Source organism: Thalassobaculum sp. (assembly GCF_040219615.1).
GTDB lineage: Bacteria > Pseudomonadota > Alphaproteobacteria > Thalassobaculales > Thalassobaculaceae > Thalassobaculum_A.
On sequence record NZ_JAVJSE010000043.1, the window covers coordinates 1 to 26,208 of the forward strand.

At 69.8% G+C, this 26,208-nt stretch carries 25 protein-coding genes and 1 tRNA gene; 5 read left to right on the forward strand and 21 right to left on the reverse strand.

Annotated elements, in window-relative coordinates; genetic code table 11:
- Positions 1-445 precede the first annotated feature (445 nt).
- Positions 446-985, forward strand: coding sequence for a hypothetical protein (locus RIC31_RS26195; RefSeq protein WP_350115402.1), 540 nt, complete (start codon positions 446-448; stop codon positions 983-985).
- 37 nt (positions 986-1,022) lie between these two features.
- Here the strand turns inward: RIC31_RS26195 and RIC31_RS26200 are convergent, their stop codons facing one another.
- From RIC31_RS26200 to RIC31_RS26245, 10 genes are all read right to left on the reverse strand, one after another.
- The gene (locus tag RIC31_RS26200; RefSeq protein WP_350115405.1) at positions 1,023-1,466 is read right to left on the reverse strand and encodes a DUF1489 family protein; all 444 of its coding nucleotides are present in this window, start codon (positions 1,464-1,466) and stop codon (positions 1,023-1,025) included.
- A gap of 29 nt (positions 1,467-1,495) precedes the next feature.
- Entirely contained in the window at positions 1,496-2,887 is a 1,392-nt protein-coding gene (locus RIC31_RS26205) for an SLC13 family permease (protein ID WP_350115408.1), read from the reverse strand.
- A complete protein-coding gene (locus tag RIC31_RS26210) occupies positions 2,884-4,932 on the reverse strand; it encodes an acetyl/propionyl/methylcrotonyl-CoA carboxylase subunit alpha (RefSeq protein ID WP_350115411.1) in 2,049 nt (682 codons plus the stop codon). The genes RIC31_RS26205 and RIC31_RS26210 overlap by 4 nt, the downstream gene beginning before the upstream one ends.
- Entirely contained in the window at positions 4,929-5,732 is an 804-nt protein-coding gene (locus tag RIC31_RS26215; protein ID WP_350115414.1) for an enoyl-CoA hydratase/isomerase family protein, read from the reverse strand. The genes RIC31_RS26210 and RIC31_RS26215 overlap by 4 nt, the downstream gene beginning before the upstream one ends.
- Before the next feature lie 16 nt (positions 5,733-5,748).
- Positions 5,749-7,356 (reverse strand): carboxyl transferase domain-containing protein, encoded by a 1,608-nt coding sequence (locus RIC31_RS26220; RefSeq protein ID WP_350115417.1) that lies wholly within the window; start codon positions 7,354-7,356, stop codon positions 5,749-5,751.
- Positions 7,357-7,377: 21 nt separating this feature from the next.
- Positions 7,378-8,019, reverse strand: coding sequence for a 2-hydroxychromene-2-carboxylate isomerase (locus RIC31_RS26225; protein ID WP_350115420.1), 642 nt, complete (start codon positions 8,017-8,019; stop codon positions 7,378-7,380).
- Between the two features lie 34 nt (positions 8,020-8,053).
- A complete protein-coding gene (locus tag RIC31_RS26230) occupies positions 8,054-8,731 on the reverse strand; it encodes an SDR family oxidoreductase (RefSeq protein WP_350115423.1) in 678 nt (225 codons plus the stop codon).
- Between the two features lie 16 nt (positions 8,732-8,747).
- Positions 8,748-9,362 carry a DUF1989 domain-containing protein gene (locus tag RIC31_RS26235; protein WP_350115426.1) on the reverse strand — a complete coding sequence of 205 codons (615 nt, stop codon included), beginning with the start codon at positions 9,360-9,362 and terminating at the stop codon, positions 8,748-8,750.
- 112 nt (positions 9,363-9,474) lie between these two features.
- Positions 9,475-9,876, reverse strand: a complete 402-nt coding sequence (locus tag RIC31_RS26240; RefSeq protein ID WP_350115429.1) for a RidA family protein — start codon at positions 9,874-9,876, stop codon at positions 9,475-9,477.
- A 16-nt stretch (positions 9,877-9,892) separates the two neighbouring features.
- A complete protein-coding gene (locus RIC31_RS26245) occupies positions 9,893-10,519 on the reverse strand; it encodes a DNA-3-methyladenine glycosylase I (protein WP_350115431.1) in 627 nt (208 codons plus the stop codon).
- Positions 10,520-10,590: 71 nt separating this feature from the next.
- Between RIC31_RS26245 and RIC31_RS26250 the strand changes: the two genes are divergently transcribed.
- The 3 genes from RIC31_RS26250 to RIC31_RS26260 all read left to right on the forward strand — a co-directional run bounded on the left by RIC31_RS26250 (position 10,591) and on the right by RIC31_RS26260 (position 13,779).
- Entirely contained in the window at positions 10,591-11,118 is a 528-nt protein-coding gene (locus RIC31_RS26250; RefSeq protein ID WP_350115434.1) for a nuclear transport factor 2 family protein, read from the forward strand.
- A 12-nt stretch (positions 11,119-11,130) separates the two neighbouring features.
- Positions 11,131-11,607, forward strand: a complete 477-nt coding sequence (locus RIC31_RS26255; RefSeq protein WP_350115436.1) for a YybH family protein — start codon at positions 11,131-11,133, stop codon at positions 11,605-11,607.
- 180 nt (positions 11,608-11,787) lie between these two features.
- Positions 11,788-13,779, forward strand: a complete 1,992-nt coding sequence (locus RIC31_RS26260) for a multicopper oxidase family protein (protein WP_350115439.1) — start codon at positions 11,788-11,790, stop codon at positions 13,777-13,779.
- A gap of 34 nt (positions 13,780-13,813) precedes the next feature.
- Here RIC31_RS26260 and RIC31_RS26265 read toward each other — a convergent pair whose 3' ends face one another.
- The 6 genes from RIC31_RS26265 to RIC31_RS26290 all read right to left on the reverse strand — a co-directional run bounded on the left by RIC31_RS26265 (position 13,814) and on the right by RIC31_RS26290 (position 20,423).
- Positions 13,814-14,986 (reverse strand): isovaleryl-CoA dehydrogenase, encoded by a 1,173-nt coding sequence (locus tag RIC31_RS26265; RefSeq protein WP_350115442.1) that lies wholly within the window; start codon positions 14,984-14,986, stop codon positions 13,814-13,816.
- A gap of 35 nt (positions 14,987-15,021) precedes the next feature.
- The gene (locus tag RIC31_RS26270; protein ID WP_350115445.1) at positions 15,022-15,513 is read right to left on the reverse strand and encodes a PaaI family thioesterase; all 492 of its coding nucleotides are present in this window, start codon (positions 15,511-15,513) and stop codon (positions 15,022-15,024) included.
- Entirely contained in the window at positions 15,506-15,880 is a 375-nt protein-coding gene (locus tag RIC31_RS26275) for a MerR family transcriptional regulator (protein ID WP_350115448.1), read from the reverse strand. Before RIC31_RS26275 ends, RIC31_RS26270 begins: the two co-directional genes overlap by 8 nt.
- Positions 15,881-16,130: 250 nt before the next feature.
- Positions 16,131-17,684, reverse strand: a complete 1,554-nt coding sequence (mgtE, locus tag RIC31_RS26280) for a magnesium transporter (protein WP_350115451.1) — start codon at positions 17,682-17,684, stop codon at positions 16,131-16,133.
- 3 nt (positions 17,685-17,687) lie between these two features.
- Positions 17,688-19,976: an NADP-dependent malic enzyme gene (locus RIC31_RS26285; protein ID WP_350115454.1), complete on the reverse strand. Its 2,289-nt coding sequence runs from the start codon at positions 19,974-19,976 to the stop codon at positions 17,688-17,690.
- A 360-nt stretch (positions 19,977-20,336) separates the two neighbouring features.
- Positions 20,337-20,423: transfer RNA gene (locus tag RIC31_RS26290), tRNA-Leu, on the reverse strand.
- 101 nt (positions 20,424-20,524) lie between these two features.
- Here RIC31_RS26290 and lipB point away from each other — a divergent pair.
- A complete protein-coding gene (gene lipB / locus RIC31_RS26295; RefSeq protein WP_350115457.1) occupies positions 20,525-21,244 on the forward strand; it encodes a lipoyl(octanoyl) transferase LipB in 720 nt (239 codons plus the stop codon).
- Here lipB and RIC31_RS26300 read toward each other — a convergent pair.
- From RIC31_RS26300 to RIC31_RS26320, 5 genes are all read right to left on the reverse strand, one after another.
- A complete protein-coding gene (locus RIC31_RS26300) occupies positions 21,241-21,672 on the reverse strand; it encodes a hypothetical protein (RefSeq protein WP_350115460.1) in 432 nt (143 codons plus the stop codon). The two genes, lipB and RIC31_RS26300, sit on opposite strands and share 4 nt — an antisense overlap.
- A gap of 197 nt (positions 21,673-21,869) precedes the next feature.
- Complete coding sequence (locus tag RIC31_RS26305) at positions 21,870-22,004, reverse strand: hypothetical protein (protein ID WP_350115463.1); 135 nt, start codon at positions 22,002-22,004, stop codon at positions 21,870-21,872.
- 342 nt (positions 22,005-22,346) lie between these two features.
- A complete protein-coding gene (locus tag RIC31_RS26310; RefSeq protein ID WP_502990152.1) occupies positions 22,347-22,613 on the reverse strand; it encodes an acylphosphatase in 267 nt (88 codons plus the stop codon).
- Positions 22,614-22,653: 40 nt separating this feature from the next.
- Positions 22,654-24,642 carry an acetyl-CoA carboxylase biotin carboxylase subunit gene (locus RIC31_RS26315; RefSeq protein ID WP_350115469.1) on the reverse strand — a complete coding sequence of 663 codons (1,989 nt, stop codon included), beginning with the start codon at positions 24,640-24,642 and terminating at the stop codon, positions 22,654-22,656.
- A 26-nt stretch (positions 24,643-24,668) separates the two neighbouring features.
- Positions 24,669-26,201, reverse strand: a complete 1,533-nt coding sequence (locus RIC31_RS26320; protein ID WP_350115472.1) for an acyl-CoA carboxylase subunit beta — start codon at positions 26,199-26,201, stop codon at positions 24,669-24,671.
- Positions 26,202-26,208: the final 7 nt, after the last annotated feature.

Here is a 26,208-nt window from a genome sequence, read left to right on the forward strand (position 1 = left end):
GCCAAGCGCCCTTCAGACGCACAGTCAGATGCACAGATCGGCCCATAAGCCAGAACCCTCTCAGGCCCCAGCACGCCCAGCCAAAAACAAAGCCAGACCGCCGCCTGCGCATCCCTTCCAATTCACAATGTACAAGAGCCGGCGGGTCCCGTAGAACCCCCTCTGCGGCGCGAAAGCGGCCGTGGCAGGTTTTCCTGCCCGACACCGTTCTCTTTCCGAGAGGCCGGAGAGGGCAGCGCCCTCAGCGGTGAGGGGTATATAGCCCCCGATTTTCCGGCTTGCAAGCCTTCGTTTCATAAAATCGACATCCTCCATATGCTGACTTGGTGAATCGTCCGTGGCACAATATCTGGCCATGGCGGTGCCCACCGTCGACGCTTCCATTTGAGGATCCGACGCGCCCATGACACCATTCTCGCCAGCCCTCCGTCGCCCCTCCCGATCTGTGGGTTTCGCCGGTATCGCCCGGATTGCCGCGCTGTCCGCCCTGCTCGGCCTCACCGGCTGCGTGACCAACCCGTTCGCCCCGCCCGAGCACAAGCAGGCCCAGGCGAGTGACGGCGGCAGGTCGCGATCCTCGGAGCAGCCCGTGAACACCGGCGCGACCGCGGCCGACACCTTCAAACAGTTCAACGACATCCCGATCCCGGCCGACGCCGACATCGACCTCGAGCAGTCGCTCGTGCTCGGCACCGAGGACGGCTGGATCGGCCGGCTTTCGCTCGACGTGGGCTACGTCATGATCGACATGTACGCCTTCTACACCAAGGAGATGCCGCGCTTCGGCTGGGAACAGCTGACGACCGTGCGGGCCCGGATCTCGACCATGACCTACCGGCGCGGCTCGCGCGTGGCGACCATCACCATGCAGCCGCATTCCGGCCTGCAGAAGTTCAGCAACCTGAGCAGCGGCACGACCATCGACTTCACGGTGGCGCCCGCCAACCGCACCGTGACCCAGGGCGGGAAGCCCGCCGGCGGCTGACCCCGCCGGCCGGAGCAAGCCGGTCAGAGCAGGCCGGTCAGAGCAGGCCGAGCGACCGCAGCTCGCGGCGCATGTCCTCGGGCATCTCCGCCGATTCGTCGACCGCATGCGCCGGCAGGTCGGCCGGCGCGTCGGCGCCCTCCAGATAGCGCCAGCCCTGGAACGGCCGCTGGCTGCGCGGCATCACCCGCACCAGCTCGTTCTCGAACACCAGGGCACAGCACGGCCGGCCCTCGTGGTCGACCGCCTCCTCGATGGCGTGCAGGCGCTGGCGCACCCGGACCTCGCGCTTGATCACCCAGTACAGCGAGCCGCCGGTCCCCAGGATCTCGTCGGCCCGCCGCGGGAAGTTGCGGGTCAGGTGGCGGTCGAACGGCGGCAGTCCGGCGGCAGCCAGTTCGGCCCGGCGCTGCCTGCGGTACCGCTCCAGCTGCTCGACGGTCTCGATGCCGACGCAGAGCTTGATCAGGTTGAGGGGCATCGGCCGCTCTCCGGTCTCGACAACGACGGTCAGGGCAGCAGCCCGAGGAACCGCCACCACAGGTAATCCAGCGGCAGCAGCAGCACCACCGTCGCCACCGCCGACACCAGGGCGGTACTGGCCGCCGCCCGGGCCGGGATGTTGCCGAGCTGCAGCAGCACGATCAGCGGCGGCACCTGGTAGGGAAAGAACACGGTCGAGAAACCGACCACGAAGGTCATCAGCACGGTCTCGACCGGCAGACCCGACGCCGCCGCCATGTCGCCGGCGATCGGCGTGAGAATCGCCGGCACGCCCGGCATGGTCGACACCGTGCCGAGACCGGTCGCCAGCAGCGACAGCACGAAGAAACTGCGCCCCGGCGACCCGGGATCGAGCTCGATGGCGTGCAGCACGCCCTCGGCCAGCGCCGCGCCCAGGCCGCTGTCGGCGACCAGCGCGCCGACCCCGAGGATGCCGGCGACATAGATCAGCGGGTTCATCGGCACCTTGTCGCGGAACGCCTGGGCCGGGACCAGCCCGACCGCCGGCATCAGGCAGATCAGCCCGGCGCCGAGGCTGATCCAGGCCGGCGACACGCCATGCGCCGCATCGCTGGCCCACAGCGCCAGGGCGGCGGCCAGCAGCACGGCGAGCCGGCGCTCGTCACGGCTCCAGTACACCGGACCCGCCTCCTCGGCGGCACTCCCCGGTTCGCCCGGCGGCTCCCGGAACAGCACCCAGACCACCACCACCAGCAGCACCGACTTCATCAGGCCGAGCACCGGAAAGTGCAGGACCAGCCAGTCGAAATACTGGATCTGAACGCCGTGGAACACCTGGGCCGCGCCCAGCAGCACATTGTTCGGCACGTTGGCCGGCAGGATCGCCACCGGCCCGAGATAGGACCCGAACCCGACGGCCACGACCAGGCCGGTACGGCCGCGCGAGCCCTCGCCCCAACCCAGACGCTCGGACAGCGCCAGCACGATCGGCAGCAGCAGGATCAGGCGGCTCATGGTCGACGGCATCAGGAAGCCGAGCGCCAGCGCGACGGTCACCACCCCGGCGACGGTCGCCAGATACCCGCCGGTAAACCGGCCGACCAGCGCCCGGGCGATTCGCCGGCCGAGGCCGGTGCGATCGACGGCGGCACCGATCACCAGCCCGCCGAACACCAGCCAGAATGCCGGGCTGGCGAAGCCGGAGAAGATCACCGGCGGTTGTCCGACATGCAGCACCATGGCGCCGAGGAAGAAGCCCAGCGCCGTCAGGTGTTCGGGAACGATCATGGTCGCCCAGCAGCCGATCGACAGCACCACCAGGGCAGCGGCGCGCATCATCACCGGCGAGGCGCCGTCCGGCGCAGGGGTGAACCACAGGACCAGCGCCGCCGCCACCAACCCGATGGCGATCAGCGGCGTGCGATAGCGGGCGATCATGCGCCGGCCACCCCGTCTTCCGGATCGCCCGGCTCCAGCACCACCAGTTCCGCCCCCTCCTCCACCAGGTCGCCCTCGGCGACCGCCAGCCGGGTCACCGTGCCGGCGGCCGGTGCCGCCATGCTGTGCTCCATCTTCATGGCCTCGAGCACCAGCAGCACGGCGCCGCGCGCCACCCGGTCGCCGACCGCCGCCGCCACCCGGATCACCTTGGCCGGCATCGGTGCCGTCAGACGGCCCTCGCCGCCCTCCTCGGCATCGCCGGCGGCGAACGGGTCGTCCAGAACCAGCGGCCAGGATCGCCCGGCCAGGAACACCACCCGGCGGTCGCCGTCGGCGACCACCGTCGCAGCCTGCCGGACCCCATCGATCCGCAGCTCCAGTCCGCCGTCGGCGTCGCGGGTACCGGCGAGTCGCAGCGGACTGGCCCCACCCGTCGGGTGATCGACCAGCGCCGTCCAGGCGCCGGCCTCGTGGGTCATGCGGACGGTGCGCATCCGACCGGCCTCCTGGCCGCCGTCCTGCAACACCAGGTCGTGGTGGGCGGCATCGTTCAGCCGCCAGCCGTCGGCCCGGGCCCAGGGCGAGTGCGGGTCTCCGGTGCGCCGGGCCGCCGCCTTGGCGGTCTCGTCCAGCGCCAGCATCTCGGCGAGGCCGGCGACCGCCAGGACGGCATCGGGTGCCGCCTCCCCGGCCGGCGCCAGCACGGCGATCTCCCGCCCGACGAAGCCGGTGTCGATCGGACCCGCCACCACCTCGGGATGCTCGACCAGCCGCTTCAGGAAGCCGGCATTGGTGGTGACGCCGACCACCTCGGTGCGGCCGAGGGCCGCCGCCAACCGGGCCAGCGCCTCGCGCCGGTCGCGGCCGTGGGCGATCACCTTGGCGATCATCGGGTCGTAGTGGACGGTCACCGCACCGCCCTCCTCGACCCCGGAATCCACCCGGATGCCCGGTCCGGACGGAAACCGCAGGCGGGTCAGCGGGCCGGTCTGCGGGAAGAAGTCGCGGGCCGGATCCTCGGCGTACAGCCGGACCTCGACCGCATGCCCGTCGATGCCCAGCGCCGCCTGGGCGAACGGCAGCTTCTCGCCGGCCGCCACCCGCAGCTGCAGGGCGACCAGGTCGAGGCCGGTGATCAGCTCGGTGACCGGGTGCTCGACCTGCAGGCGGGTGTTCATCTCCATGAAATGGAACGACCCGGAGGCGTCCAGGATGAACTCCACGGTGCCGGCGCCGACATAGCCGACCGCCTCGGCCGCGGCGACCGCCGCCTTGCCCATGGCCGCGCGGGTGCCCGGGTCGAGATCGGGGGCCGGCGCCTCCTCCAGGATCTTCTGGTGGCGGCGCTGGGCCGAGCAGTCGCGCTCGAACAGGTGGACGGTACTGCCGTGGCGGTCGGCGAACACCTGGACCTCGACATGGCGCGGCCGCTCCAGGTACTTCTCGACGATCAGCCGGTCGTCGCCGAACGAGGCCCTGCCCTCGCGCTTCGCCGACTCGATGGCAGCCGCCAGCTCGGCCTCGGCGCGAACCACCCGCATGCCCTTGCCGCCGCCGCCGGCCGACGCCTTCAGCAGCACCGGGAAGCCGATCTCGCGGGCCGCCGCGGCCAGCCGCCCGGGATCCTGGTCGTCGCCGTGATAGCCCGGCACCAGCGGCACCCCGGCCTTCTCCATCAGCGCCTTGGCGCCGGCCTTCGAGCCCATGGCCTCGATCGCCGCGGCGGGCGGCCCGACGAACACCACGCCGGCGGCCTCGCAGGCGCGGGCGAAGCCGGCGTTCTCCGACAGGAAGCCGTAGCCCGGATGCACCGCGTCGGCGCCGGCCCGGCGGGCCACATCGAGAATGACGTCGGCCTTGAGATAGGAGTCGGCGGCAGCCGCCGGACCGATCGGCCAGGCCTCGTCGCAGGCCCGGACATGCGGGGCGGCGGCGTCGGCCTCGGAGTACACCGCGACCGTGCGGATGCCCATGGCGCGCGCGCTGCGGGCCACCCGGCAGGCGATCTCGCCGCGATTGGCGATCAGAAGGGTGCGAATCACGCGCTCCACCTCGGCTTGCGCTTCTCCAGGAACGCGTCCAGCCCTTCGCGGGCCTCGGCGCCGGCCCGCTGGTCGGCGATCCGCTGGGCGGTGTCGCGGATCAGCAGGTCGTCGATCTCCTTCAGCGCCACATGGGCGATCAGGTCCTTGGCCGCCCGCACCGCTTTCGGGCCGGACGCCAGCAGCTTGCCGACCAGGTCCTCCACCGCGGCGTCGAGCCCCTCGTCGGGCACAACCTCGTTGACCAGGCCGATGCGCCGCGCGGTCGCGGCGTCGAAGCGCTCTCCGGTCAGGAAGTAGCGCCGCGCCTCGTGCGGGCCGATGGCGCGCAGCACATAGGGGCTGATGGCGCCCGGGATGATTCCGAGCCGGACCTCGCTCAGCGCGAACACCGCGCCCTCGGCGGCGACCGCCATGTCGCAGCAGGCGGTCAACCCGACGCCGCCGCCCATGGCGGCGCCGTTGACCCGGGCGATCGTCGGCATCGGCATGTCGTCGAGCCGGCGCATCAGCTCGGCCAGGCGCAGCGCGTCCTGGAAGTTCTCGCGGTCGCCCTGCTCGGCCGCGGAGCGCATCCAGCCGAGCTCGGCCCCGGCCGAGAACGCCTCGCCGGCGCCGGTCAGCACCAGCACGCGGGTCTCCCGGTCGGCCGCCAACTGGTCAAGCGTCGCGGTCAGGTCGTTGATCAGCGTGCCGTCGAAGGCGTTGCGGATCTCCGGCCGGTTCAGGGTGAGCCGGACGACGCCGCGCCCGTCGCGTTCGACGATCAGGGTCTCGGGCCGCTTCACCGCGGGTTTCATCGGCTTTCTCCCGCCATCACATCCGGAACACGCCGAACCGGGTGTCCTCGATCTGCCGGTTGAGCGCGGCCGACAGCGACAGCGCCAGGGCCGTGCGGGTCTCGGCCGGGTCCAGGATACCGTCGTCCCACAGCCGGGCGGTCGCGTAGTAGGGATGGCCCTGGGTCTCGTACTGCTCGCGGATCGGCGCCTTGAACGCCTCCTCCTCGGCCTCGGGCCAGGTCTCGCCACGGGCCTCGATGTTGTCGCGGCGGACCTGCCCCAGCACGTTCGCCGCCTGCTCGCCGCCCATCACAGAGATCCGCGCGGTCGGCCACGTGTACAGCATGCGGGGTGAGTAGGCCCGGCCGCACATGCCGTAGTTGCCGGCCCCGAACGAGCCGCCGACGATCACCGTGAACTTCGGCACCTCGGCGGTCGCCACCGCGGTCACCAGCTTGGCGCCGTCCTTGGCGATGCCGCCGGCCTCGTATTTCCGGCCGACCATGAAGCCGGTGATGTTCTGCAGGAACAGCAGCGGGATCTTCCGCTGGGCGCACAGCTCGATGAAATGCGCGCCCTTCAGGGCCGACTCCGAGAACAGGATGCCGTTGTTGGCGACGATGCCGATCGGATAGCCGTGGATATGCGCGAAGCCGGTGACCAGCGACGGGCCGTACAGCGGCTTGAACTCGTCGAGCACCGAGTCGTCGACGATGCGGGCGATCACCTCGCGGATCTCGATCGGCTGGCGCAGGTCCGACGGCATCAGGCCGTAGATCTCCTGCGGGTCGTAGCGCGGCGGCGCGGGATCGCGCAGCTCCACGTTCGGCCGCTTCGGGCGGTTCAGGTTGCCGACGATGCCGCGCGCCAGGGCCAGCGCGTGGTGGTCGCTCTGGGCCATGTGGTCGGTCACGCCGGAGGTCCGGGAATGCACCTCGGCACCGCCCAGGTCCTCGGCCGACACCACCTCGCCGGTGGCGGCCTTCACCAGCGGCGGCCCGCCGAGGAAGATCGTGCCCTGGCCCTTCACGATGATGCTCTCGTCGGCCATCGCCGGGACGTAGGCGCCGCCGGCGGTGCAACTGCCCATCACCACGGCGATCTGCGGGATACGCTCCGACGACATGCGGGCCTGGTTGAAGAAGATCCGGCCGAAATGGTCGCGGTCCGGGAACACCTCGTCCTGGTTCGGCAGGTTGGCGCCGCCGGAATCGACCAGGTAGACGCAGGGCAGCGCGTTCTCGCGGGCAATCTCCTGGGCCCGCAGGTGCTTCTTCACGGTCAGCGGGAAATAGGTGCCGCCCTTCACGGTGGCGTCGTTGCAGACCACCACGCATTCCCGGCCGGCGACCCGGCCGATGCCGGTGACGATGCCGGCCGACGGCACCTCGCCGCCATACATCCCGTCGGCCGCCAACTGGCTGAACTCCAGGAACGGCGCGCCCGGATCGAGCAGGGTCCGGACCCGGTCGCGCGGCAGCAGCTTGCCGCGGGCCAGGTGCCGCTCGCGCGCCCGTTCGCCGCCGCCCTCCTTGACCGCGCGGACCATGGCGCGCAGGTCGTCGACCAGGGTACGGGTGCGCTCGGCGTTGGCGCGGAAGCCGTCGGACCTGGTGTCCAGGCGGGAGACGATGACGCTCATCGGGACGTTCTCATGCAGTTGTCACCAGCCGCCGGTGGCGAGCCAGCGCTCGAGGTGGTCGAGCCGGTCGGCGCCCCAGAACGGCTCGCCGTCGACCACGAAGAACGGCGAGCCGCACACGCCGGCCGCCATCGCCGCCTCGTTCTCGGTCTTCAGCCGCTCCTTGACCGCCGGGTCCTGCAGGGCGGCGGCCAGCGCGTCGCGATCGATCCCGATCTCGACGGCACAGTCCAGCACGGCGCCGGCCTCGCGGATGTCGCCGCCCTGGGCGAACGCCCGGTCGTACAGCGCCAGGCAGAGCTCGCGGGCCTTCTCCGGATCCCGATCCTGCACCCAGTAGACCGCCCGCGCCGCGGCGATCGACGGGAACGGCATGACCTCGGGGAACACCAGCGGCAGGCCTAGGAAGCGGGCCGTCCGCTCCATGTCGCGGCGGGTGTAGGGACCCTTGATCGGGATGTCGAGCAGCGGCTGGGCGCCGGTGGTCTTGAAGATCACCCCGAGTAGGATCGGCCGCCAGTTCATGGCCCGACCATACAGCCGGGCGATCGAGTCGATCTTGTGGGCGGCGAGATAGCCGTAGGGCGACGAGAAGTCGAAATAGAACTCGATCGGGGATCCCGACCCCTCGGCCTGGCTCGGTTCTTCGTCGTTGTCGGTCATGACCTGGTTCTCCCTTGGTCGTGGTCGCCGCGCCTCACCAGGGCAGCGGCGTGCCGTCGAAGTTCCGGAACGCCCCGTTGTCGGCCGGGGTCAGGCCGGCGATCACCCGGCGCATGCCGGCGGCACTCTCCTGCGCGGTCACCGGCGCCGACGGGCCGCCCATGTCGGTGCGGACATGCCCGGGGTGAAACGTCACGGCGATCGCGCCCTGGCCACCCAGTTCCCGGGCCAGGCAGTCGACCGCCATGTTCAGCGCGGTCTTGGACGAACGATACATGATGCTGCCGCCGCGGTTCTCGGCGATCGAGCCCATCTTGGAACTGGTGAACGCCATGACCTTGGCGCCCGAGGCCAGCACGTTGTCCTTCAGCGCCCAGGCCACCCGGACCGGACCGAACACGTTGGTGGCCATGGTCCGCGCCCAGCCGTCGTAGTCGATGTCGCCGATCGACGCCCCGCGGATGTTGATGCCGGCGTTGTTGAACAGCACGTCGATCGGCTGACCGTTCAGCGCGGCCGCCAGGGCGTCGAGATCCGCCGGATCGTCGACGTCGAGCCGGTGCACCGGGACGTCGCCGCCGATCGCCTTCAGCTCGGCGGCCTTGCCGGGCTCGCGGCAGGTCGCGACCACCGTCCAGCCGTCGGCCGCGTACTGCCGGGCGAGTTCGAGGCCGATGCCGCGGTTGGCGCCGGTGATGAGGACGGTCGGCATGCAGCGTCTCCTCCGGCTAGAACGCCGCCCCGTCCAGAACCACGAAATGCGCGGCCTGCGGGGTGCAGCCGACACCGTTGATCGGGATGATGTCCTGCGGGCAGGACGAGAACGCCACGATGCAGTCGCGCTCGGCCCTCAGCAGGATGTAGCTGCCCGGCTCCGACACCGGCGGCTTCCAGTCGATCCGCCCGGCCAGGTCCCAGGGAATGTTCATGAACAGGTTCAGCGGGCTCGGCGTCTCGGTCGCGGCCAGCCCGAGCTCGGCCAGCGCGGCATGCAGGTTGTCCTGGCAGCTGTCGTGGAAACCCTCGACCCCCAGGCCCTCGTAGCGCCAACGGTCGCAGGCGGCGATGAAGGTGTCGTGGACCTCCCCCGAGGTGTCGTCGACCACCGACAGGATCGGCCGGCGGCGGTTGGTCACCAGGGTGTCGCCGATCTTCGGGGTCAGCCGGTTCATGGCGGCCCGGCTGTGCTCCATCGACATGAACTCCGTCATGTCGCCGTCGACGAAGGCCCAGGTATCGACCACCTGGGTGCCCGGGGTGTTGATCACCTTGATCGCCCTGCCCGCCGGCAGCCGCGCCGCCTTGCCCTTGCGGGCCGGGATCGTGACGGTGGCGTCGGTCATGGCAGTTCCCCTGGCAGAGGCAGGCAGGCCGGCACGGAGGACCCGCGCGAAGATGCAGGGCGGACGATAGCAAGCGCGCGGCCGGGCATGCGAGTCCCTCCACTCCGAGCGGTCATGGCCGTCCCTGCTCCCGCGCCGTCAGCCGGGCGGTCGCCTCGATCTCGACCCGCATGTAGGGCTCCACCAGTTCCGCCAGCACCGTGGTGTTGGCCGGCCGGGCGGCGTCGCAATGCTTCTTGATGATCGGCTTGATGCGCTCGAACTCCTCGCGGCTGGCCACGAAGACCCGCACCCGCACCAGGTCGTGCAGGCTGGCGCCGGCCTGGGCCAGGGCGCGCGCGATGTTGGTGAAGCAGTTCTCGCACTGGCTCTCGACGTCGTCCGGGAACTTCAGGGTCTCGGGATCGAAGCCGGTGGTGCCGGACACGAAGACGTAGGGCGGGTCGACCACCGCCCGGGCATAGCCGGCCATCGCCTCGAACGGGGCGCCGGAGTAGATGCGGGTGCCGGTCATCGCTGGTCCTCCCGGGTCAGGGCCGCTGGAACGCCGCGCGGGCGTGCTCGCAGGCGGTGCGGCTGTGACAGCCGTCCAGATGGTCGTTGACGATCCCGACCGACTGCATGAAGGCGTACATCGTGGTCGGGCCGACGAAGCTCCAGCCCCGCTTCTTCAGCGCCTTGGACAGCGCGGTCGAGGCTGAGGACTGGGTGATCTGCATCAGGGTGTCGCGGTCGAACCGCGTTGGCCGGTCGGCCGGCTTGGGCTCGAACGACCAGATGAACGCCGCCAGCGACCCGGCCTCCTCGACCAGCTCGACGGCGCGCCGGGCGTTGTTGATGGTCGATTCGATCTTGCCGCGGTGCCGCACGATGCCGGCGTCGGCCAGCAGCCGCTGCACGTCGCCCTCGTCGAAGGTCGCGACCTTGCGGAAGTCGAAGCCGGCGAACCCGGCCCGGAAGTTCTCGCGCTTGCGCAGGATGGTCAGCCAGGACAGCCCCGACTGGAAACCCTCCAGGCAGATCTTCTCGTACAGCCGGATGTCGTCGCCGACCGGCCGCCCCCATTCGTCGTCGTGATAGGCGATGTAGTCGGCATGCTCGCCCGGCCAGAAACAGCGTGCGAGACCGTCGGTCGCACCGATCAATCCGTCGTTCATCATTTTCCTGCCATGCTATCGATCCGGCGCGGCCTCGCCGCACCCGAAAATCGACGAGGGGATGTATCCAGATGAGCACCGAACTCAGCGACCGCCAACAGGCACTGGTCGACCTCTTCCAGGAGCATGTCCAGGCCGAACTCCGCGGCGACCTGGACACCACCATGGCCACCATGACCGACAACCCGCATCTCACCAACGTGCCGTCGATGGTCGGCGGTTACGGACGGGACGGGGTCCGGGCGTTCTACGCCAATCACCTGGTCGGCAAGTTCTTTCCGCCGGACGTCGAGATGGTTCCGGTGTCGAGCACGGTCGGCACCGACCAGATCGTCGACGAACTGGTGATCCGGTTCACGCACACCACGGAGATCGAGTGGATGCTGCCGGGGGTTCAGCCGACCGGCAGGCGGGTCGAGGCGGCGTTCTGCGTGGTGGTCGGGGTCAGGGACGGCAAGATCTCGCACGAGCACATCTACTGGGACCAGGCCAGCGTGCTGGTCCAGCTCGGCCTGCTCGATCCGGCCGGCCTGCCGGTGTCGGGTGCCGAGGCGGCGCGCCGGATCCTCGATCCCAGCCTGCCGTCGCGGCAGATGTGAGGAGCGGGAGCAATGCGCAACGCAGTTCGCTCTACCGCCGTCCTCGCGCTCACTCTTGTCACCCTGGCGCACGCGACCGCCGCACGGGCCGACGAGGCGGCCGTACGCGCCGCCGCCGACCGGTTCTATGCCGCGCTCAACGTGATGTTCACCGGCGACGTCCAGCCGATGCTCGAGGTCTGGTCGCATGCCGACGACATCACCTACATGGGTCCGGGCGGCGGGCTTCACGTCGGCTGGGTCCAGGTGGCCCCCATCTGGAAAGCCACCGCGGAGATGAAACTCGGCGGTTCGGTCGAGCCGACGGAGATGCGCGTCAACGCCGGCGCCGATCTCGCCGTGACCAGCAACTACGAGGTCGGTCGCAACATCGTCGACGGCAAGACGGAGACGGTCACGATCCGGGCGACCAACATCTTTCGCCTGGAGAACGGCCAGTGGAAGATGATCGGGCATCACACCGATCTCCTCTCCTTCCTGGCGAAATGACGATCCGGGGAGAAGCGGCCGGCCCGGTGCCGGCAGAATGCTGCGGTCTGCAATCATTGTGTGCATAGACGGACACGAAGATCGCAGCGATAGTGTGCCTCTCATGTTACCTGCGCGAAGGGGAGGCGCGTTGTGACACACGGAATCCGTAGTTCGACTCCGAACCGCCGGGATGCCCTCATGGGCCTCGGCGCGATGGCCGGCACCGCGGCGGCGATCTCGATCATGCCGATCACCGCCCGGGCGGCGATCCCGGCGATCCACAGCACCCGGCTGGCGACCGGCGACCCGATCGCCAGCCCGCCGCTCGCCACCGCGGTCTCGCCGACCGGCGCGGCCGCCCAGAGCTATCTGGGCCAACTGACCGGGATCCCGGGCCAGGCCGCCGCGACCCTGCCGGACATCCTGTATGCCTTGAACGCTCAGACCCGGTCCGACATCACGCTCGGCCCCGTGACGCTGACCGCCACGTCCTTCACCGACGGCAACTCGCCGCCACCGGCCGGGGCCGTTCAGGTCGGCCCGACCCTGGTGTTCCAGCGCGGGCAGTCCACCGGCGTGTGGTTCAACAACTCGATGACGGTCTGCGGCCCGAACGACGACATCGGCATGATGGCGCCGGATTCGGGATGGCGGCCGCACGGGTTCACGATGACGAACCTGCACACCCACGGCCTGCACGTCACGCCGCAGTCGCCGTCCGACAACGTGCTGCTGATGATCCGGTCGACGGCCGACTCCAACCACCACGTGATCGGCCAGCCGACCAGCTATCCGTACTACTATGCAGTCCCCGCCGACCACCCTGTCGGGACGTTCTGGTACCACCCGCACAAGCACGGCGCGGTGGCAAGCCAGGTCGGCCCCGGGATGTCGGGAGCGCTGATCGTCCGCGGCGAGGCCGGCGACGGCGACCTCGACGACCTGCTTGCCACCCAGTGCAAGATCACGGCCGCCGACGAAATCGTCGCGGTCATGCAGACCATCGACCTGAACTACACGAACGCGGCGAAGACCGCGGCGATCTTCTACCCCGCCGGCTACTATATCGGCGGCTCGCCGGATCCGAGCGCCTGCCTCGACCTGACCCTGACGCCGAACACCGCCGGCACCGCGACCTCGATCAACGGCCAGTACAACCCGACGGTGGCGATGGACATCGGCCAGATCGTCCGGCTGCGGCTGGTGAACGCCTCGAACGGCCAGACCTACATCCCGAAGCTGAAATACACCGGCACCGCGAGCCCGGCGCCCGCCCTGCCCGGCGTCTACGCCATCGCGGTCGACGGCATCGCCCTGCTGCCGCGCGACGCCACCGGCACCGGTGCGTATTTCGAGATCGACTACAGCCTGACGACCAAGGACAGCGCCTACTACACCACCGCCGAGATCCTGACACTGGCGCCCGGCCAGCGGCTCGATCTGCTGATCCAGGCGAACGCCGCCGGCAGCTTCGAGCTCTATGGTGCCGCCCCCGGCGAGGCCCCGACCGTGGTCGAGAACAACACGCCGAACACCTCGAACCTGATGACCTTCGTGATCTCGGCCAACACCTCGACCAAGGGCCAGACCCTGCCGACCGAGGCGCTGTTCGCGACCGCGACCATCCAGCGCCCGGCGGTCCCGGACAGCCTGCCGGTGTCCGGCTCGACGGTCGGCGTGCCGGCCACCATGCCGGTCGCGACCCAGAGCCTCGAGTTCAAGACCGTCGATGCCAACTTCAACGCCTCCGGCGTGCCGACCGCACCGGCGTTCCTGATCAACGACCAGCATTTCGACGGCGAGCCCGGCAAGCCGGCACAGCTGCAGCTGTTCAAGGGGGATTCCGACGTCTGGAACCTCTACAGCTCCAACGACGCCCACATCTTCCACATCCACATCAACTCGTTCGCGGCATTCGCCCGGGTGCCGTACGACGTCGCGAACCGGGGCTACGAGGCGCCGGTGTACTACCAGATGCCGATCTGGCGGGACACGATCTACTTCGATGCCGGCACGGCCGACACCAACTCCAACTTCGTGCCCGGCACCATGGTGGTGGCGGCCAGCAAGCAGGTCGACTTCACGGGCGAGTTCGTCCTGCACTGTCACAACCTGTTCCACGAGGACAACGGCATGATGCTGACGGTCGCGATCCTGGACCCGGAGACCGGCGGCTTCGACAAGCAATGAGCGGCGGCGGGCGGTTACGCGCCGCCCGCCGGCCTCAGCTGGTCTCCTTGAACAGCTCGCGGCCGATCAGCATGCGGCGGATCTCGCTGGTGCCGGCGCCGATCTCGTAGAGCTTGGCGTCGCGCAGCAGGCGGCCGGTGGCGTAGTCGTTGATGTAGCCGTTGCCGCCCAGGCACTGGATCGCCTCGAGCGCCATCCAGGTCGCCTTCTCGGCGGCGTACAGGATCGCGCCGGCGGCGTCCTTGCGGGTGACCTCGCCGCGGTCGCAGGCCTTGGCCACCGTGTACACGTACGACTTGGCGGCGTTCATGGTCACGTACATGTCCGCCAGCTTGCCCTGCATGATCTGGAACTCGCCGATCGCCTGGCCGAACTGCTTGCGCTCGTGGACGTAGGGGATCACCACGTCCATGCAGGCCTGCATGATCCCGGTCGGGCCGGCGGCCAGCACCGCACGCTCGTAGTCGAGCCCGCTCATCAGCACGTTGACGCCCTTGTTCAGGGTGCCGAGCAGGTTCTCCTCGGGGATCTCGACGTCCTGGAACACCAGCTCGCCGGTGTCCGAGCCGCGCATGCCGAGCTTGTCGAGCTTCTGGGCGACCGAGAACCCATTCATGCCCTTCTCGACCAGGAAGGCGGTGATGCCGCGCTGGTGGGCGTCAGGGTCGGTCTTGGCGTAGACCACGATCACGTCGGCGGTCGGGCCGTTGGTGATCCACATCTTGCCGCCGTTCAGGATCCAGCGGTCGCCCTTCTTCTCGGCCCGGGTGCGCATCGACACCACGTCGGAACCGGCGCCCGGCTCGCTCATCGCCAGGGCGCCGACGAACTCGCCGGACACCAGCTTCGGCAGGAAGCGCCGCTTCTGCTCCTCGTTGCCGTTCAGGCGGATCTGGTTGACGCAGAGATTGGAGTGGGCGCCGTAGCTGAGGCCGACCGCGGCCGAAGCCCGGCTGATCTCCTCCATCGCCACGCAGTGCTCGAGATAGCCCATGCCGGCGCCGCCGTATTCCTCGCCGACCGTGACCCCGAGCACGCCCAGGTCGCCGAGCTTGCGCCACAAATCGTGCGGGAAGGTGTTGTCGCGGTCGATGTCGGCGGCGCGCGGCGCGATCGCGTCGGCGGCGAAGCTGCGCACGCTGTCCCGCATCATGTCGGCGGTCTCGCCGAGGTCGAAGTTCAGCGTCGGATAGTCGTTGGGGATCATGATGTCGCGCCTCCCTGGCACGCCTGTTCGTGGCTTTAGGCGGCCGGCGGTTCGTCCGCCATGCCCGTCATTAACATGAGGGTGGCGAGCGCCGTCGCCACCGGCTTCTCGGTTCCGTCGCCGCGTCGCGCCGACACGTCGGCCTGCGCCACGATCAGGGTGCGCCCCGGGCGGATCACCCGGCCGCGGGCGATCAGCAGGTCGCCGACCGCCGGTGCCATCAGGTTCAGCTTGTACTCGACGGTCAGGATCGAGGACTCCGCCGGCGCCAGGGTGAAGCTGGCATAGCCGCAGGCATTGTCGGCCAGCGTCCCGACCACGCCGCCGTGGAAGAAGCCGTGCTGCTGCGACAGCTCGGGCCGGAACGGCAGCTCGATGACGCAGGTGCCGGCCTCGACCCCCACCAGCCGGGCGCCGAGGAAGCCCATGAAGGCCTGGCGCCGGAAGCTCTCGGCCACCCGCTCGGCGAAGGCCGGGTTCGGGGCGACCGGACCGCCCTTCCCTGTATTGACGCAAACGTCAACCATGCGCCGACCTGGCCGCGACCTCGAGCTGGTCGAGGCAGACCGCCTCGACCCGGTCCAGTTCCTCCAGGATCGCGTCGATGTCGCGGCGCTGGATCTCCAGGCTGGCCCGCCGCTCGCGGATCTTGCGCACGAAATGCACGAGCTGCCCGTGCTCGCCGTCGCCGCTGTCGTACAGGTCGAGGATCTCGCGGATCTCCGAAATCGAGAAGCCGAGCCGCCGGCCCCGGTTGATCAGCCGCAGCCGGGTGCGATCGCGCAGCGAGAACACCCGGGTGCGGCCGCGCCGCGACGGGGCGATCAGCCCCTCCTGCTCATAGTAGCGGATCGCCCGGCTGGTCAGGTCGAACTCGCGCGCAAGCTGGGTCATGGAGAAGGTCTCGGCCATGGCCGGAACGGTAGGCTCGGAATTACGTGCGCGTCAATACCGATCGATGCTCTTCACGCCGTGGGTTCCGGCTCCGTCCCGCCTGTGGCGGTCCGGTCCGGAATGACGGCAAGAGGGGAGCAGGCGCGTGCTGTCTTCCCCGTCGTCCTTCCGGACGGGCGCACCGTCCTCGGTGCGGCCGAGCCGGAACCCACGGGCCGACGGGCATTGCCGACAGCCGAGGGAGAAACCCCTACAGCAGCACCAGCGTGGCCAGCCCCAGAAACACGAAGAAGCCGACCACGTCGGTGACCGTGGTGAGAAACACTCCCGACGCCACCGCCGGGTCGACCTTGGCGCGCTGCAGGCCGAGCGGGATCAGGGTGCCGACCAGACCGGCGACCAGCAGGTTCAGGACCATCGCCGCCGCGATGATCCAGCCGATCCGGTAATCGCCGAACCACAGTACCGAGACGCCGCCCATCACCACCGCGAAGGCGAGGCCGTTGAGCGAGCCGGCCAGGGTCTCCTTGGCGATGAAGCGCATGGCGTTGCGGGTGTCGATGTCGCGCATCGCCAGGGCCCGGACCGCGACGGTCAGGGTCTGGGTGCCGGCGTTGCCGCCCATCGAGGCGACGATGGGCATCAGCACCGCCAGCGCCACCACCTTGGTGATGGTCGCCTCGAACAGCCCGATCACCAGCGAGGCGGCGATCGCGGTCCCGAGATTGATCAGCAGCCAGGGAAACCGCGACCGGGTGGTGTCCCAGAGCGAGCCGTACAGGTCGATCTCGGTCACGCCGCCGAGGCGCATCAGGTCCTCCTCGGCCTCCTCGTCGATGACGTCGACCACGTCGTCGACGGTGATCACGCCCAGCAGGCGTTCATCCTCGGCCACCACCGGCGCCGCCACCAGGCCGTACTGGCGGAACAGCAGCGCCACCTCCTCCTGGTCCATCGCCGCCGGCACCCGCCGGAAGTCCTTGCGCATGATGTCCGACACCCGGACCGGTCGCTTGGCGCGCAGCAGGTGCGACAGCACCAGTTCGCCGGCCGGGCGATGCGCCGGGTCGACCACGTAGATCGCGTAGAAGTCGTCGGGCAGGTCGCGCACGGTGCGCAGAAAGTCGATGGTCTGGCCGACCGTCCAGTGCGTCGGTACCACCACCAGCTCGCGCTGCATCAGGCGGCCGGCGGAGGATTCCGGGAAGGTCAGGCCCTGCTCCAGGATCAGCCGGTCCTTGGCCGGCACCGCCTGCAGGATGCGCGCCTGTTCGTCCTCGTCGAGCTCGCCGATCAGGTCGACGGCGTCGTCGGAATCCAGCACCGACAGGAACCGGGCGATCTGCGCCTCGTCGAGATGGGAGAGGATCTCCTCGCGCACGGTCTCGTCGAGATAGACCAGCACCTCCGGGTCCAGGGCGGCGCCCATCGCGACGATCAGCGCCTCGCGGTCGTCGGCGTCCAGCCGCTCGATCAGGTCGGCCTGGTCGGCCGGGTGGAGCGGGCGCAGCAGCCGCGGCACCACCGTGAAGCGCTCCTGCTCGAGCGCCCGCACGACCGCGGCCTCGAGCTTCGGTGTCATGCCGTACAGCGGTCCTTCCAGGACCTGGTTCTTGGTCTCCTCGATCTCGGCCTCGAGCTCGCGGATCTTGGCCTTCAGGTCCTTGCGCTTGACCTTGCGCTTCTTCGCGGCGGCCTCGGCCGCGGCATACGCGACCGCCTCCACGGTATCGGCGCCGATCGGCGCCTCGCCCGCGGGGTCGGCGCGATCGTCCGTCCCCTCGATCGAGTCGGGCCCGGCCATCGCCTACCTCGACTGCTTGCGCGCGCGCGCGTGTTCCTGGGCGTCGACCACCGCGACGGCGGTCATGTTGATGATGCCGCGCACCGTCACCGACTGGGTGAGGATGTGCATCGGACGGGCGGTGCCGACCAGCATCGGGCCGACCGACAGGCCCTGCTGCGAGGTCTTCAGCAGGTTGAAGGCGATGTTCGCGGCGTCCAGGGTCGGCATCACCAGCAGGTTGGCGGGGCCGGTCAGCCGCGAGTTCGGGAAGGTCCGCTCACGCACGGTCTCCGACAGCGCCGAGTCGGCGTGCATCTCGCCCTCGACCTCGAGCCCCGGGTTGCGCTCGGTCAGCCGCTGCACCGCCTCGCGCATCTTCAGCGCCGACGGCTCGGTCGAGGAGCCGAAATGCGAGTGCGACACGAACGCCACCTTGGGCTCCAGCCCGAAGGCCCGCACCTCGTTGGCCGCCAGCTCGACCATCTCGACCAGCTGCTCGGCGGTCGGATCGGGCGTCACATGGGTGTCGACGATGAAGTAGGAGCCGTGCGGCAGGATCAGCAGGCTGACGGCCGACAGCTCCTTCACGCCGCGCCGCAGCCCGACCACCTCGCGGATGTGCCGCAGGTGGTCCCAGTAGCGCCCGACGGTGCCGCAGATCGCGGCGTCGGCGTCGCCCTGGTGCAGCATCATCGCGGCGATCACCGAGTCGTTGGTACGCATCACCTCGCGGGCCCGGTCGGGCGACACGCCGCGGCGCTCCATCAGGGCGTGGTAGGTGCGCCAGTAGCTGTCGTAGCGGGCGTCGTTCTCCGGGTTCACCACCTCGACGTCGCGCTCCAGCTTCAGGCGCAGGCCGAAGCGCTCGATCCGGCGCTCGATAACCTCCGGCCGGCCGACCAGGATCGGCTGCGCCAGCTTCTCGTCGAGCACGGTCTGCACCGCCCGCAGCACCCGCTCCTCCTCGCCCTCGGCGAACACCACGCGCTTCGGCTCCTCGCGGGCGCGGGCGAACACCGGGCGCATCACCTGGCCGGAGCGGTAGACGAACTGCGACAGCTTCTCCCGGTAGGCCGCGAAGTCCTCGATCGGATGGGTCGCGACCCCGGAATCCATCGCCGCCTGCGCCACCCGGGGCGCGATCTCCATGATCAGCCGCGGGTCGAACGGCCGCGGGATCACGTATTCCGGCCCGAACGACAGCTCCTGCCCGCCATAGGCGGTGGCCACCACGTCCGAGGTCTCCTGGGTGGCCAGGTCGGCGATCGCGGTGACCGCGGCGATCTTCATCTCCTCGTTGATGGTGGTGGCGCCGACGTCGAGCGCGCCGCGGAAGATGAAGGGGAAGCACAGGACGTTGTTGACCTGGTTCGGGTAGTCCGACCGGCCGGTCGCGATGATCGCGTCGGGCCTGGCCTCCTTGGCGATCTCCGGCATGATCTCCGGGGTCGGGTTGGCGAGCGCCATGATCACCGGCCGCTCGGCCATCGACTTCACCATGTCGGCGGTCAGCACCCCGGGGGCCGACAGCCCCAGGAACACGTCGGCGCCGGCGATCACGTCGGCCAGTTTGCGCTTGTCGGTCTCGACCGCGTAGCGCTCGATCACCGGGTTCATCTGGTTCCGGCCGCGCCAGACCACGCCGTCGATGTCGGTGAGGACGACGTTCTCCTTGCGCAGCCCCATGGCGACCAGCAGGTCGACGCAGGCCATGGCCGCCGCCCCGGCGCCGGAGGTGACCAGCCGCACATCCTCGAAATTCTTGCCGACCAGCCGCAGCGAATTGAAGATCGCGGCACCGACGGTGATGGCGGTGCCGTGCTGGTCGTCGTGGAACACCGGGATCTTCATGCGGGCGCGCAGCTTGCGCTCGATCTCGAAGCACTCCGGCGCCTTGATGTCCTCCAGGTTGATGCCGCCGAAGGTCGGCTCCAGCGCCGCCACCACGTCGACGAACCGGTCGACGTCGTTCTCGGCGACCTCCAGGTCGAACACGTCGATGTCGGCGAACTTCTTGAACAGCGCCGCCTTGCCCTCCATCACCGGCTTGGAGGCGAGCGGCCCGATGTTGCCGAGGCCCAGCACGGCGGTGCCGTTGGTGATGACCGCCACCAGGTTCTGGCGGCCGGTCAGCTGGGCGGCGCTGCCGGGATCCTCGACGATGGCGTTGCAGGCGTAGGCGACGCCCGGCGAATAGGCCAGCGCCAGGTCGCGCTGGGTCGCCATCGGCTTGGTCGGGACGACGGCCAGCTTTCCGGCGATCGGGTTCCGGTGGTAGTAGAGTGCCGCTTCCTTGAGGTCGTCCGCCATGTGGTCCCCTGCCGCCTGCGCCCGGCGCGGCGCCGAGCGGGCGCATCGCGGGGCCTCCGGACCTTACACAAGCGACCGGGTGCGCCCAAGGGCTAAGCAGGAAACGACGTTTCGCGAGTCGGGCCAAAGGGAAGAACCCGCCAGCGAATGGCCGCCTATCGCGATGTGGGTTCCGGCTCCGTCCCGCCTCCGGCGATCCGGTCCGGAATGACGATGAAAGGAATGACGACCGTCCCACCCCTTCGTCATTCCGGACGGCCGCGCCGCCCCGGCGCGGTCGATCCGGAACCCACGAGGCGACGGCCCCCGAAAGCGAACGCCCCGGCCTTGCGGCCGGGGCGTTTCGCATTCACTCCGTGATGGTGCGGTCGAGAAGACTCGAACTTCCACCCCATTTCTGGGACAGCGACCTCAACGCTGCGCGTCTACCAATTCCGCCACGACCGCACTATGTTCGCCACGGAGCACGCGGGGTATCCCCGCGGCAGGCGTGAGGGATTATCAGAACCCTCCCCACCGATCAAGGCCGTTCGCCGAGCGGAGTGCGCATGTCATCAGCCGTCGCCCCGACCCCCGCCGCGACCCCGACCGGGCCCGCCGCCGACGCCATCGAATGGCGGGTCGAGCCGGGACTTCTGGACTACGACGCGGCGGTCGCCACGATGGAGGCGCGGGCCGCGGCGATCCACGCCGGAACCGCGCCGGAACTGGTGTGGCTGGTCGAGCACCCGCCGCTCTACACCGCCGGCACCAGCGCCCGGGACGCCGACCTGCTGCAGCCCGACCGCTTCCCGGTGTACCGCAGCGGGCGCGGCGGCGAATTCACCTATCACGGCCCCGGCCAGCGCGTGGCCTACGCCATGCTCGACCTGAAGCGCCGCAAGCCCGACGTGCGGGCCTATGTCTGGGCGCTGGAGGAATGGCTGGTCCGGGCGCTCGACGGCCTCGGGGTCACCGGCGAGCGGCGCGACGGCCGGGTCGGCATCTGGGTGCGCCGGACCGACCGCAACCAGCCGCTGCGCGAGGACAAGATCGCCGCCATCGGCGTGCGGGTCCGGCGCTGGGTCACCTTCCACGGCGTCGCCCTGAACGTCGAGCCGGAGCTGTCGCACTTCGAGGGCATCGTGCCCTGCGGCATCGCCCGGCACGGCGTGACCAGCCTGGTCGACCTCGGCCACCCGGCCACCCTGGCAGACGCCGACATGGCGCTGCGAGGGGCCTTCGACCAGGTCTTCGGCCCCGGCGGGCCGATGGGGCCGCGCAGCTAGGCCTTGCCGGCCAGCGCGTCGGCCATCAGCTCGATCGCCCGGCGCGCCTCGCGCTCCAGCCGCGGCTGCTCCAGCGCGAGGTCATGGGCGGTCACCGCCGGCACCGGACCCTCGTTGTGCAGGTAGGCGTTGCGGCGCTCGCGCAGCCAGACGTAGTCGCGCCCGAACCGGACCTGGTTGAGGTACAGCCCGTCGCCGACCGCCATCTCGACCCGTTCGGAGACCTCGCAGTCGATCGCGGTCTGGGCCAGCACCACCGCGGTCACCCAGGCGCCGGCGGCGAACACCCGGCGCAGCTCGGTCAGGACCGCCTCGGTCTGGCCGCCGACATGCAGCGGGCGGTCGTCGGCGGCCTTGCGCAGCCGCTCGTCGAACCAGCGGACCCGGTCGATCCAAAGACGCGGTGACGGGGGATCGATGCTTGTCATCGGCGGCCTCCGCTGTCTCCCGGGCGACCCAGGCAGGGCCGCCAGCACGGCTCGAGGGTAACGCCGCACCGCAGCATCCGCCACGCGATGCCGGCACGGGGGCCGCAAAGCCTTTGTCCGCGCCGCCCGGTGCCTCCGGGCAGCCCCGCCTGTTCCCTTGCCCCGCACCCCATCGCCCTAGGGAATCGGGCGGCCCGTCAGATCAGCATGCCGACCAGCAGCAGGATCGCGACGACGATCAGCGCCAGGACGCTCGAATACACCCAGCGCAGGGCATCGCCCGCGACATGACGGTTGGATACGGTTCCGGCGGCATTGCGGTCTGCCTTCACCGCAAGCCCTCCCTGGTGCCGCGCGCCGCGCCCGCAGGCGTCCGGCCTCGATCGCGGTTTCACCAAGGCGATCGGCGCGCGCCGCATCGGCCGGATAAGGACAAGGTGGGCGCGAATCGGCGCCGAGGCAAGGTTGCCGCGAGGGAATGGCGACGGGGAACTGCGGCGGGGAATGGCGGCAGCGGGTGGGTTCCGGCTCAGCCGCGCCGGGGCGGCGCGTCCGTCCGGAATGACGACTGTTTGTATGGCCCGACCGTCCCCTTAGACGACGTCATTCCGGACCGGGCCGCCGCAGGCGGTACGGAGCCGGAACCCACGGAGCGACGGACGCCCGCTACCGCCCTACGCCGTCGGCGCCTGCTCGAAGCCGTGCGGGCCGGCCTCGGACGGGTCGGCGTCGGAGACGAACACGCCCTCGACCGCGGCGCCGCGCGGGCCGTGGCGGCAGGCCTCGACCAGGTCGTCAACCGCGTCCTCCGGCCCGGTCGCGACCGCCTCGACCGAACCGTCCAGGCGGTTGCGCACCCAGCCGTCCAGGCCGAGATGGCTCGCCTGGCTGACGCACCACCAGCGGAAGCCGACGCCCTGCACCTTGCCTGTGATGAACATCCTGACGCTGCGGGTTCCCTGGGTCACGGGGCCTCCGTCGCTATTCGAACTCCACGATGGTCTGGTCGACCGCCAGGCTGTCGCCCGGGCTGGCGTGCAGCTTGGCGACCGTGCCGTCGCGCTCGGCGCGCAGCACGTTCTCCATCTTCATGGCCTCGACCACGCAGACCTCCTGACCGATCTTGACCGGATCCCCTTCCGCGACCGCCACCGAGACCAGCAGCCCCGGCATCGGCGACACCAGCAGCTTGCCGGTGTCGGCGCTCTCCTTCGGCGGCATCTTGTCGAGCGCGTCGGCCACCCTTGGCGGCACCACCAGGGCGTCGAGGGTGCGGCCGCCGAAGCTCAGCCGGTAGTAGATGCCGTCGCGGTCGATCTGGGCGGCGAACGGCTCGCCGTTCACCATGCCGTCGAACACCGCGATGGTGGCGTCCAGCGAGCCGCGCACCGCGTAGCGCTGGCCGGCGACGGTGACGTCGTAGCCGTCCTCGGCCTCGCGCACCTCGGCGCGACGGTTCTCGCGGCCCTCCCGGACCGTCCAGACCGCCGGCAGGTCGGCCTTGCCGCGGTTCGCCACCTGGCCGCTGATCCGCGCCAGCCGCTCCGCGTTGGCGCGCTCGAACGCCACCGCCAGCGCGCACAGCGCGCCCTCCTCGTAGGGATCCAGCACCGCCCCCGAGAACCCGTCCGGGAACTCCTCGGCGATGAAGCCGGTGGTGAGATCGCCGTCGCGGAACCGCTTCATGGCGATGGTCGCGGCCAGGAACGGCAGGTTGTGGCCGACCCCGCGGATCCGGTAGCGGCCGATGGCGTCGTACAGCCGGTCGGCCGCCTGGTTGCGGGTGTCGCCATAGGCCACCAGCTTGGCGATCATCGGGTCGTAGAACATCGAGATCTCGGAGCCCTCGTCGACCCCGTCGTCGACCCGGATGCCGTCGACGTCGGTCGGCGGGTCGTAGCGGGTCAGCCGGCCGATCGACGGCAGGAAGCCGCGATACGGGTCCTCGGCATAGACGCGGGCCTCGATCGCCCAGCCGGTCATCGTGACGTCGTCCTGGCCGAAGGGCAGCTTCTCGCCGGCCGCCACCCGGATCATCAGCTCCACCAAGTCGAGCCCGGTGACCATCTCGGTCACCGGGTGCTCGACCTGAAGACGCGTATTCATTTCAAGGAAATAGAAGTTTTTATTCGCGTCCGCTATGAACTCGACCGTGCCGGCCGAGCGGTAGCCGACCTGCCGGGCCAGGGCCACCGCCTGGGCGCCCATGGCGGCCCGGGTCTCGGCGTCGATGAACGGGCTCGGCGCCTCCTCGATGACCTTCTGGTGGCGGCGCTGGATCGAGCACTCGCGCTCGCCCAGATGCACCACGTTGCCGTGGCCGTCGGCCAGCACCTGGATCTCGATATGGCGCGGCTGGGTGACGAACTTCTCGATGAACACCCGGTCGTCGCCGAACGACGAGCGGGCCTCGTTCATGGCGCCGCGCACGCCGTCCTTCAACTCGGCCTCGGAGTTGGCGATCCGCATGCCCTTGCCGCCGCCGCCGGCCGACGCCTTGATCATCACCGGATAGCCGATCTCGCCGGCGATCTTCGCCGCGTGCTCCGGGCTCTCGATAGTGCCCAGGAACCCCGGCACCGTCGACACGCCCGCCTCGTGCGCGATCTTCTTCGAGGTGATCTTGTCGCCCATCGCCTCGATGGCCTTCACGCCGGGGCCGATGAACACGATGCCGGCCTTCTCCAGCGCCTCGCAGAACGCCGCGCGCTCGGACAGGAAGCCGAAGCCGGGATGCACCGCCTCCGCACCGGTCGCCTTGCAGGCCTCGACGATGGTGTCGATCTTCAGGTAGCTCTCGGCCGAGGCCGCCGGGCCGATCCGCACCGCCTCGTCGGCCATCCGGACATGCTTGCCGTCGGCGTCGGCGTCCGAGTACACGGCCACCGTCTTGATGCCCATGCGCCGCGCGGTCTTGATGATCCGGCAGGCGATCTCGCCGCGGTTGGCGATCAGGATCTTAGAGAACATTTCGTCATAACTCCCTGATCAGCCAATCAAAGCGGGATGTTGTCGTGCTTCTTCCACGGGTTCTCGAGCTGCTTGTCGCGCAGCATGGCGAGGGCCCGGCAGATCCGGCGGCGGGTATTACGCGGCTTGATGATGTCGTCGATGTAGCCGCGCGAGGCCGCCACGAACGGGTTGGCGAACTTCTGGCGGTACTCCTCGGTGCGGGCCTCGATCTTGGCCGGGTTGCCGGCGTCGGCCCGGAAGATGATCTCGACCGCGCCCTTCGGCCCCATCACCGCGATCTCGGCGGTCGGCCAGGCGTAGTTGACGTCGCCGCGCAGGTGCTTCGAGCTCATCACGTCGTAGGCGCCGCCATAGGCCTTGCGGGTGATCACGGTGACCTTCGGGACCGTGGCCTCGGCATAGGCGAACAGCAGCTTCGCCCCGTGCTTGATGATGCCGCCGTACTCCTGCTTGGTGCCCGGCAGGAAGCCCGGCACGTCGACGAAGGTGACGATCGGGATGTTGAAGCAGTCGCAGAACCGCACGAAGCGGCCTGCCTTCTTGGCGCTCTCGATGTCCAGGCAGCCCGCCAGCACCATCGGCTGGTTGGCGACGATGCCGACTGTCGAGCCCTGCATGCGGGCGAAGCCGGTCAGGATGTTGCCGGCGAAGTTCGGCTGGATCTCGAAGAAGTCGCCCTCGTCCACGACCTTCAGGATCAGCTCCTTCATGTCGTAGGGCTTGTTCGGGTTGGCCGGCACCAGGCTGTCGAGCGACGGTTCCGGCCGGTCGGCCTCGTCGGCGGTCGGGCGCGCCGGCGGCCGCTCGCGGTTGGAAGCCGGCAGGAAATCGATGAAGCGGCGCAGCTGCAGCAGCGCCTCGACGTCGTTCTCGAAGGCGAGGTCGGCGACTCCGGACTTGGTGGTGTGGGTGACCGCCCCGCCGAGCTGCTCGTGGGTGACGGTCTCGTGGGTGACCGTCTTCACCACGTCGGGACCGGTGACGAACATGTAGGAGCTGTCCTTCACCATGAAGATGAAGTCGGTCATCGCCGGCGAGTAGACCGCGCCGCCGGCGCACGGGCCCATGATCATCGAGATCTGCGGCACCACGCCGGAGGCCATCACGTTGCGCTGGAACACCTCGGCATAGCCGCCGAGCGAGGCCACGCCCTCCTGGATGCGGGCGCCGCCGGAATCGTTCAGGCCGATCACCGGGGCCCCGACCTTCATGGCCTGGTCCATGACCTTGCAGATCTTCTCGGCGTGGGCCTCGCTGAGCGAGCCGCCGAACACCGTGAAGTCCTGGCTGAACACGAACACCAGCCGGCCGTTGACGGTGCCCCAGCCGATCACCACGCCGTCGCCGGGAACCTTCTGCTCGGCCATCCCGAAGTCCGAGGAGCGGTGCTCGACGAACATGTCCCACTCCTCGAAGGAGCCGGGGTCGACCAGCAGGTCGATGCGCTCGCGCGCCGAGAGCTTGCCCTTCTGGTGCTGGGCCTCGATGCGCTTGGCCCCGCCGCCCAGGCGGGCGCGGTTGCGCATGTCCTCGAGCCGCTCGACGATGTCCTGCATCAAAGCC

What these genes read in the sequence shown, in the direction of transcription:
- RIC31_RS26300 (WP_350115460.1), bottom strand. Translation starts at nt 21,672, where the DNA reads ATGACAAGCATCGATCCCCCGTCACCGCGTCTTTGGATCGACCGGGTC.
- RIC31_RS26230 (WP_350115423.1), bottom strand. Translation starts at nt 8,731, where the DNA reads ATGCCGACCGTCCTCATCACCGGCGCCAACCGCGGCATCGGCCTCGAA.
- RIC31_RS26215 (WP_350115414.1), bottom strand. Translation starts at nt 5,732, where the DNA reads ATGAAACCCGCGGTGAAGCGGCCCGAGACCCTGATCGTCGAACGCGAC.
- RIC31_RS26225 (WP_350115420.1), bottom strand. Translation starts at nt 8,019, where the DNA reads ATGACCGACAACGACGAAGAACCGAGCCAGGCCGAGGGGTCGGGATCC.
- mgtE (WP_350115451.1), bottom strand. Translation starts at nt 17,684, where the DNA reads ATGGCCGGGCCCGACTCGATCGAGGGGACGGACGATCGCGCCGACCCC.
- RIC31_RS26220 (WP_350115417.1), bottom strand. Translation starts at nt 7,356, where the DNA reads ATGAGCGTCATCGTCTCCCGCCTGGACACCAGGTCCGACGGCTTCCGC.
- RIC31_RS26250 (WP_350115434.1), top strand. Translation starts at nt 10,591, where the DNA reads ATGAGCACCGAACTCAGCGACCGCCAACAGGCACTGGTCGACCTCTTC.
- RIC31_RS26200 (WP_350115405.1), bottom strand. Translation starts at nt 1,466, where the DNA reads ATGCCCCTCAACCTGATCAAGCTCTGCGTCGGCATCGAGACCGTCGAG.
- RIC31_RS26260 (WP_350115439.1), top strand. Translation starts at nt 11,788, where the DNA reads ATGGGCCTCGGCGCGATGGCCGGCACCGCGGCGGCGATCTCGATCATG.
- RIC31_RS26320 (WP_350115472.1), bottom strand. Translation starts at nt 26,201, where the DNA reads ATGCAGGACATCGTCGAGCGGCTCGAGGACATGCGCAACCGCGCCCGC.
- RIC31_RS26315 (WP_350115469.1), bottom strand. Translation starts at nt 24,642, where the DNA reads ATGTTCTCTAAGATCCTGATCGCCAACCGCGGCGAGATCGCCTGCCGG.
- RIC31_RS26285 (WP_350115454.1), bottom strand. Translation starts at nt 19,976, where the DNA reads ATGGCGGACGACCTCAAGGAAGCGGCACTCTACTACCACCGGAACCCG.
- RIC31_RS26245 (WP_350115431.1), bottom strand. Translation starts at nt 10,519, where the DNA reads ATGAACGACGGATTGATCGGTGCGACCGACGGTCTCGCACGCTGTTTC.
- RIC31_RS26240 (WP_350115429.1), bottom strand. Translation starts at nt 9,876, where the DNA reads ATGACCGGCACCCGCATCTACTCCGGCGCCCCGTTCGAGGCGATGGCC.
- RIC31_RS26265 (WP_350115442.1), bottom strand. Translation starts at nt 14,986, where the DNA reads ATGATCCCCAACGACTATCCGACGCTGAACTTCGACCTCGGCGAGACC.
- RIC31_RS26235 (WP_350115426.1), bottom strand. Translation starts at nt 9,362, where the DNA reads ATGACCGACGCCACCGTCACGATCCCGGCCCGCAAGGGCAAGGCGGCG.
- RIC31_RS26270 (WP_350115445.1), bottom strand. Translation starts at nt 15,513, where the DNA reads ATGGTTGACGTTTGCGTCAATACAGGGAAGGGCGGTCCGGTCGCCCCG.
- RIC31_RS26205 (WP_350115408.1), bottom strand. Translation starts at nt 2,887, where the DNA reads ATGATCGCCCGCTATCGCACGCCGCTGATCGCCATCGGGTTGGTGGCG.
- RIC31_RS26275 (WP_350115448.1), bottom strand. Translation starts at nt 15,880, where the DNA reads ATGACCCAGCTTGCGCGCGAGTTCGACCTGACCAGCCGGGCGATCCGC.
- RIC31_RS26255 (WP_350115436.1), top strand. Translation starts at nt 11,131, where the DNA reads ATGCGCAACGCAGTTCGCTCTACCGCCGTCCTCGCGCTCACTCTTGTC.
- lipB (WP_350115457.1), top strand. Translation starts at nt 20,525, where the DNA reads ATGTCATCAGCCGTCGCCCCGACCCCCGCCGCGACCCCGACCGGGCCC.
- RIC31_RS26310 (WP_502990152.1), bottom strand. Translation starts at nt 22,613, where the DNA reads ATGTTCATCACAGGCAAGGTGCAGGGCGTCGGCTTCCGCTGGTGGTGC.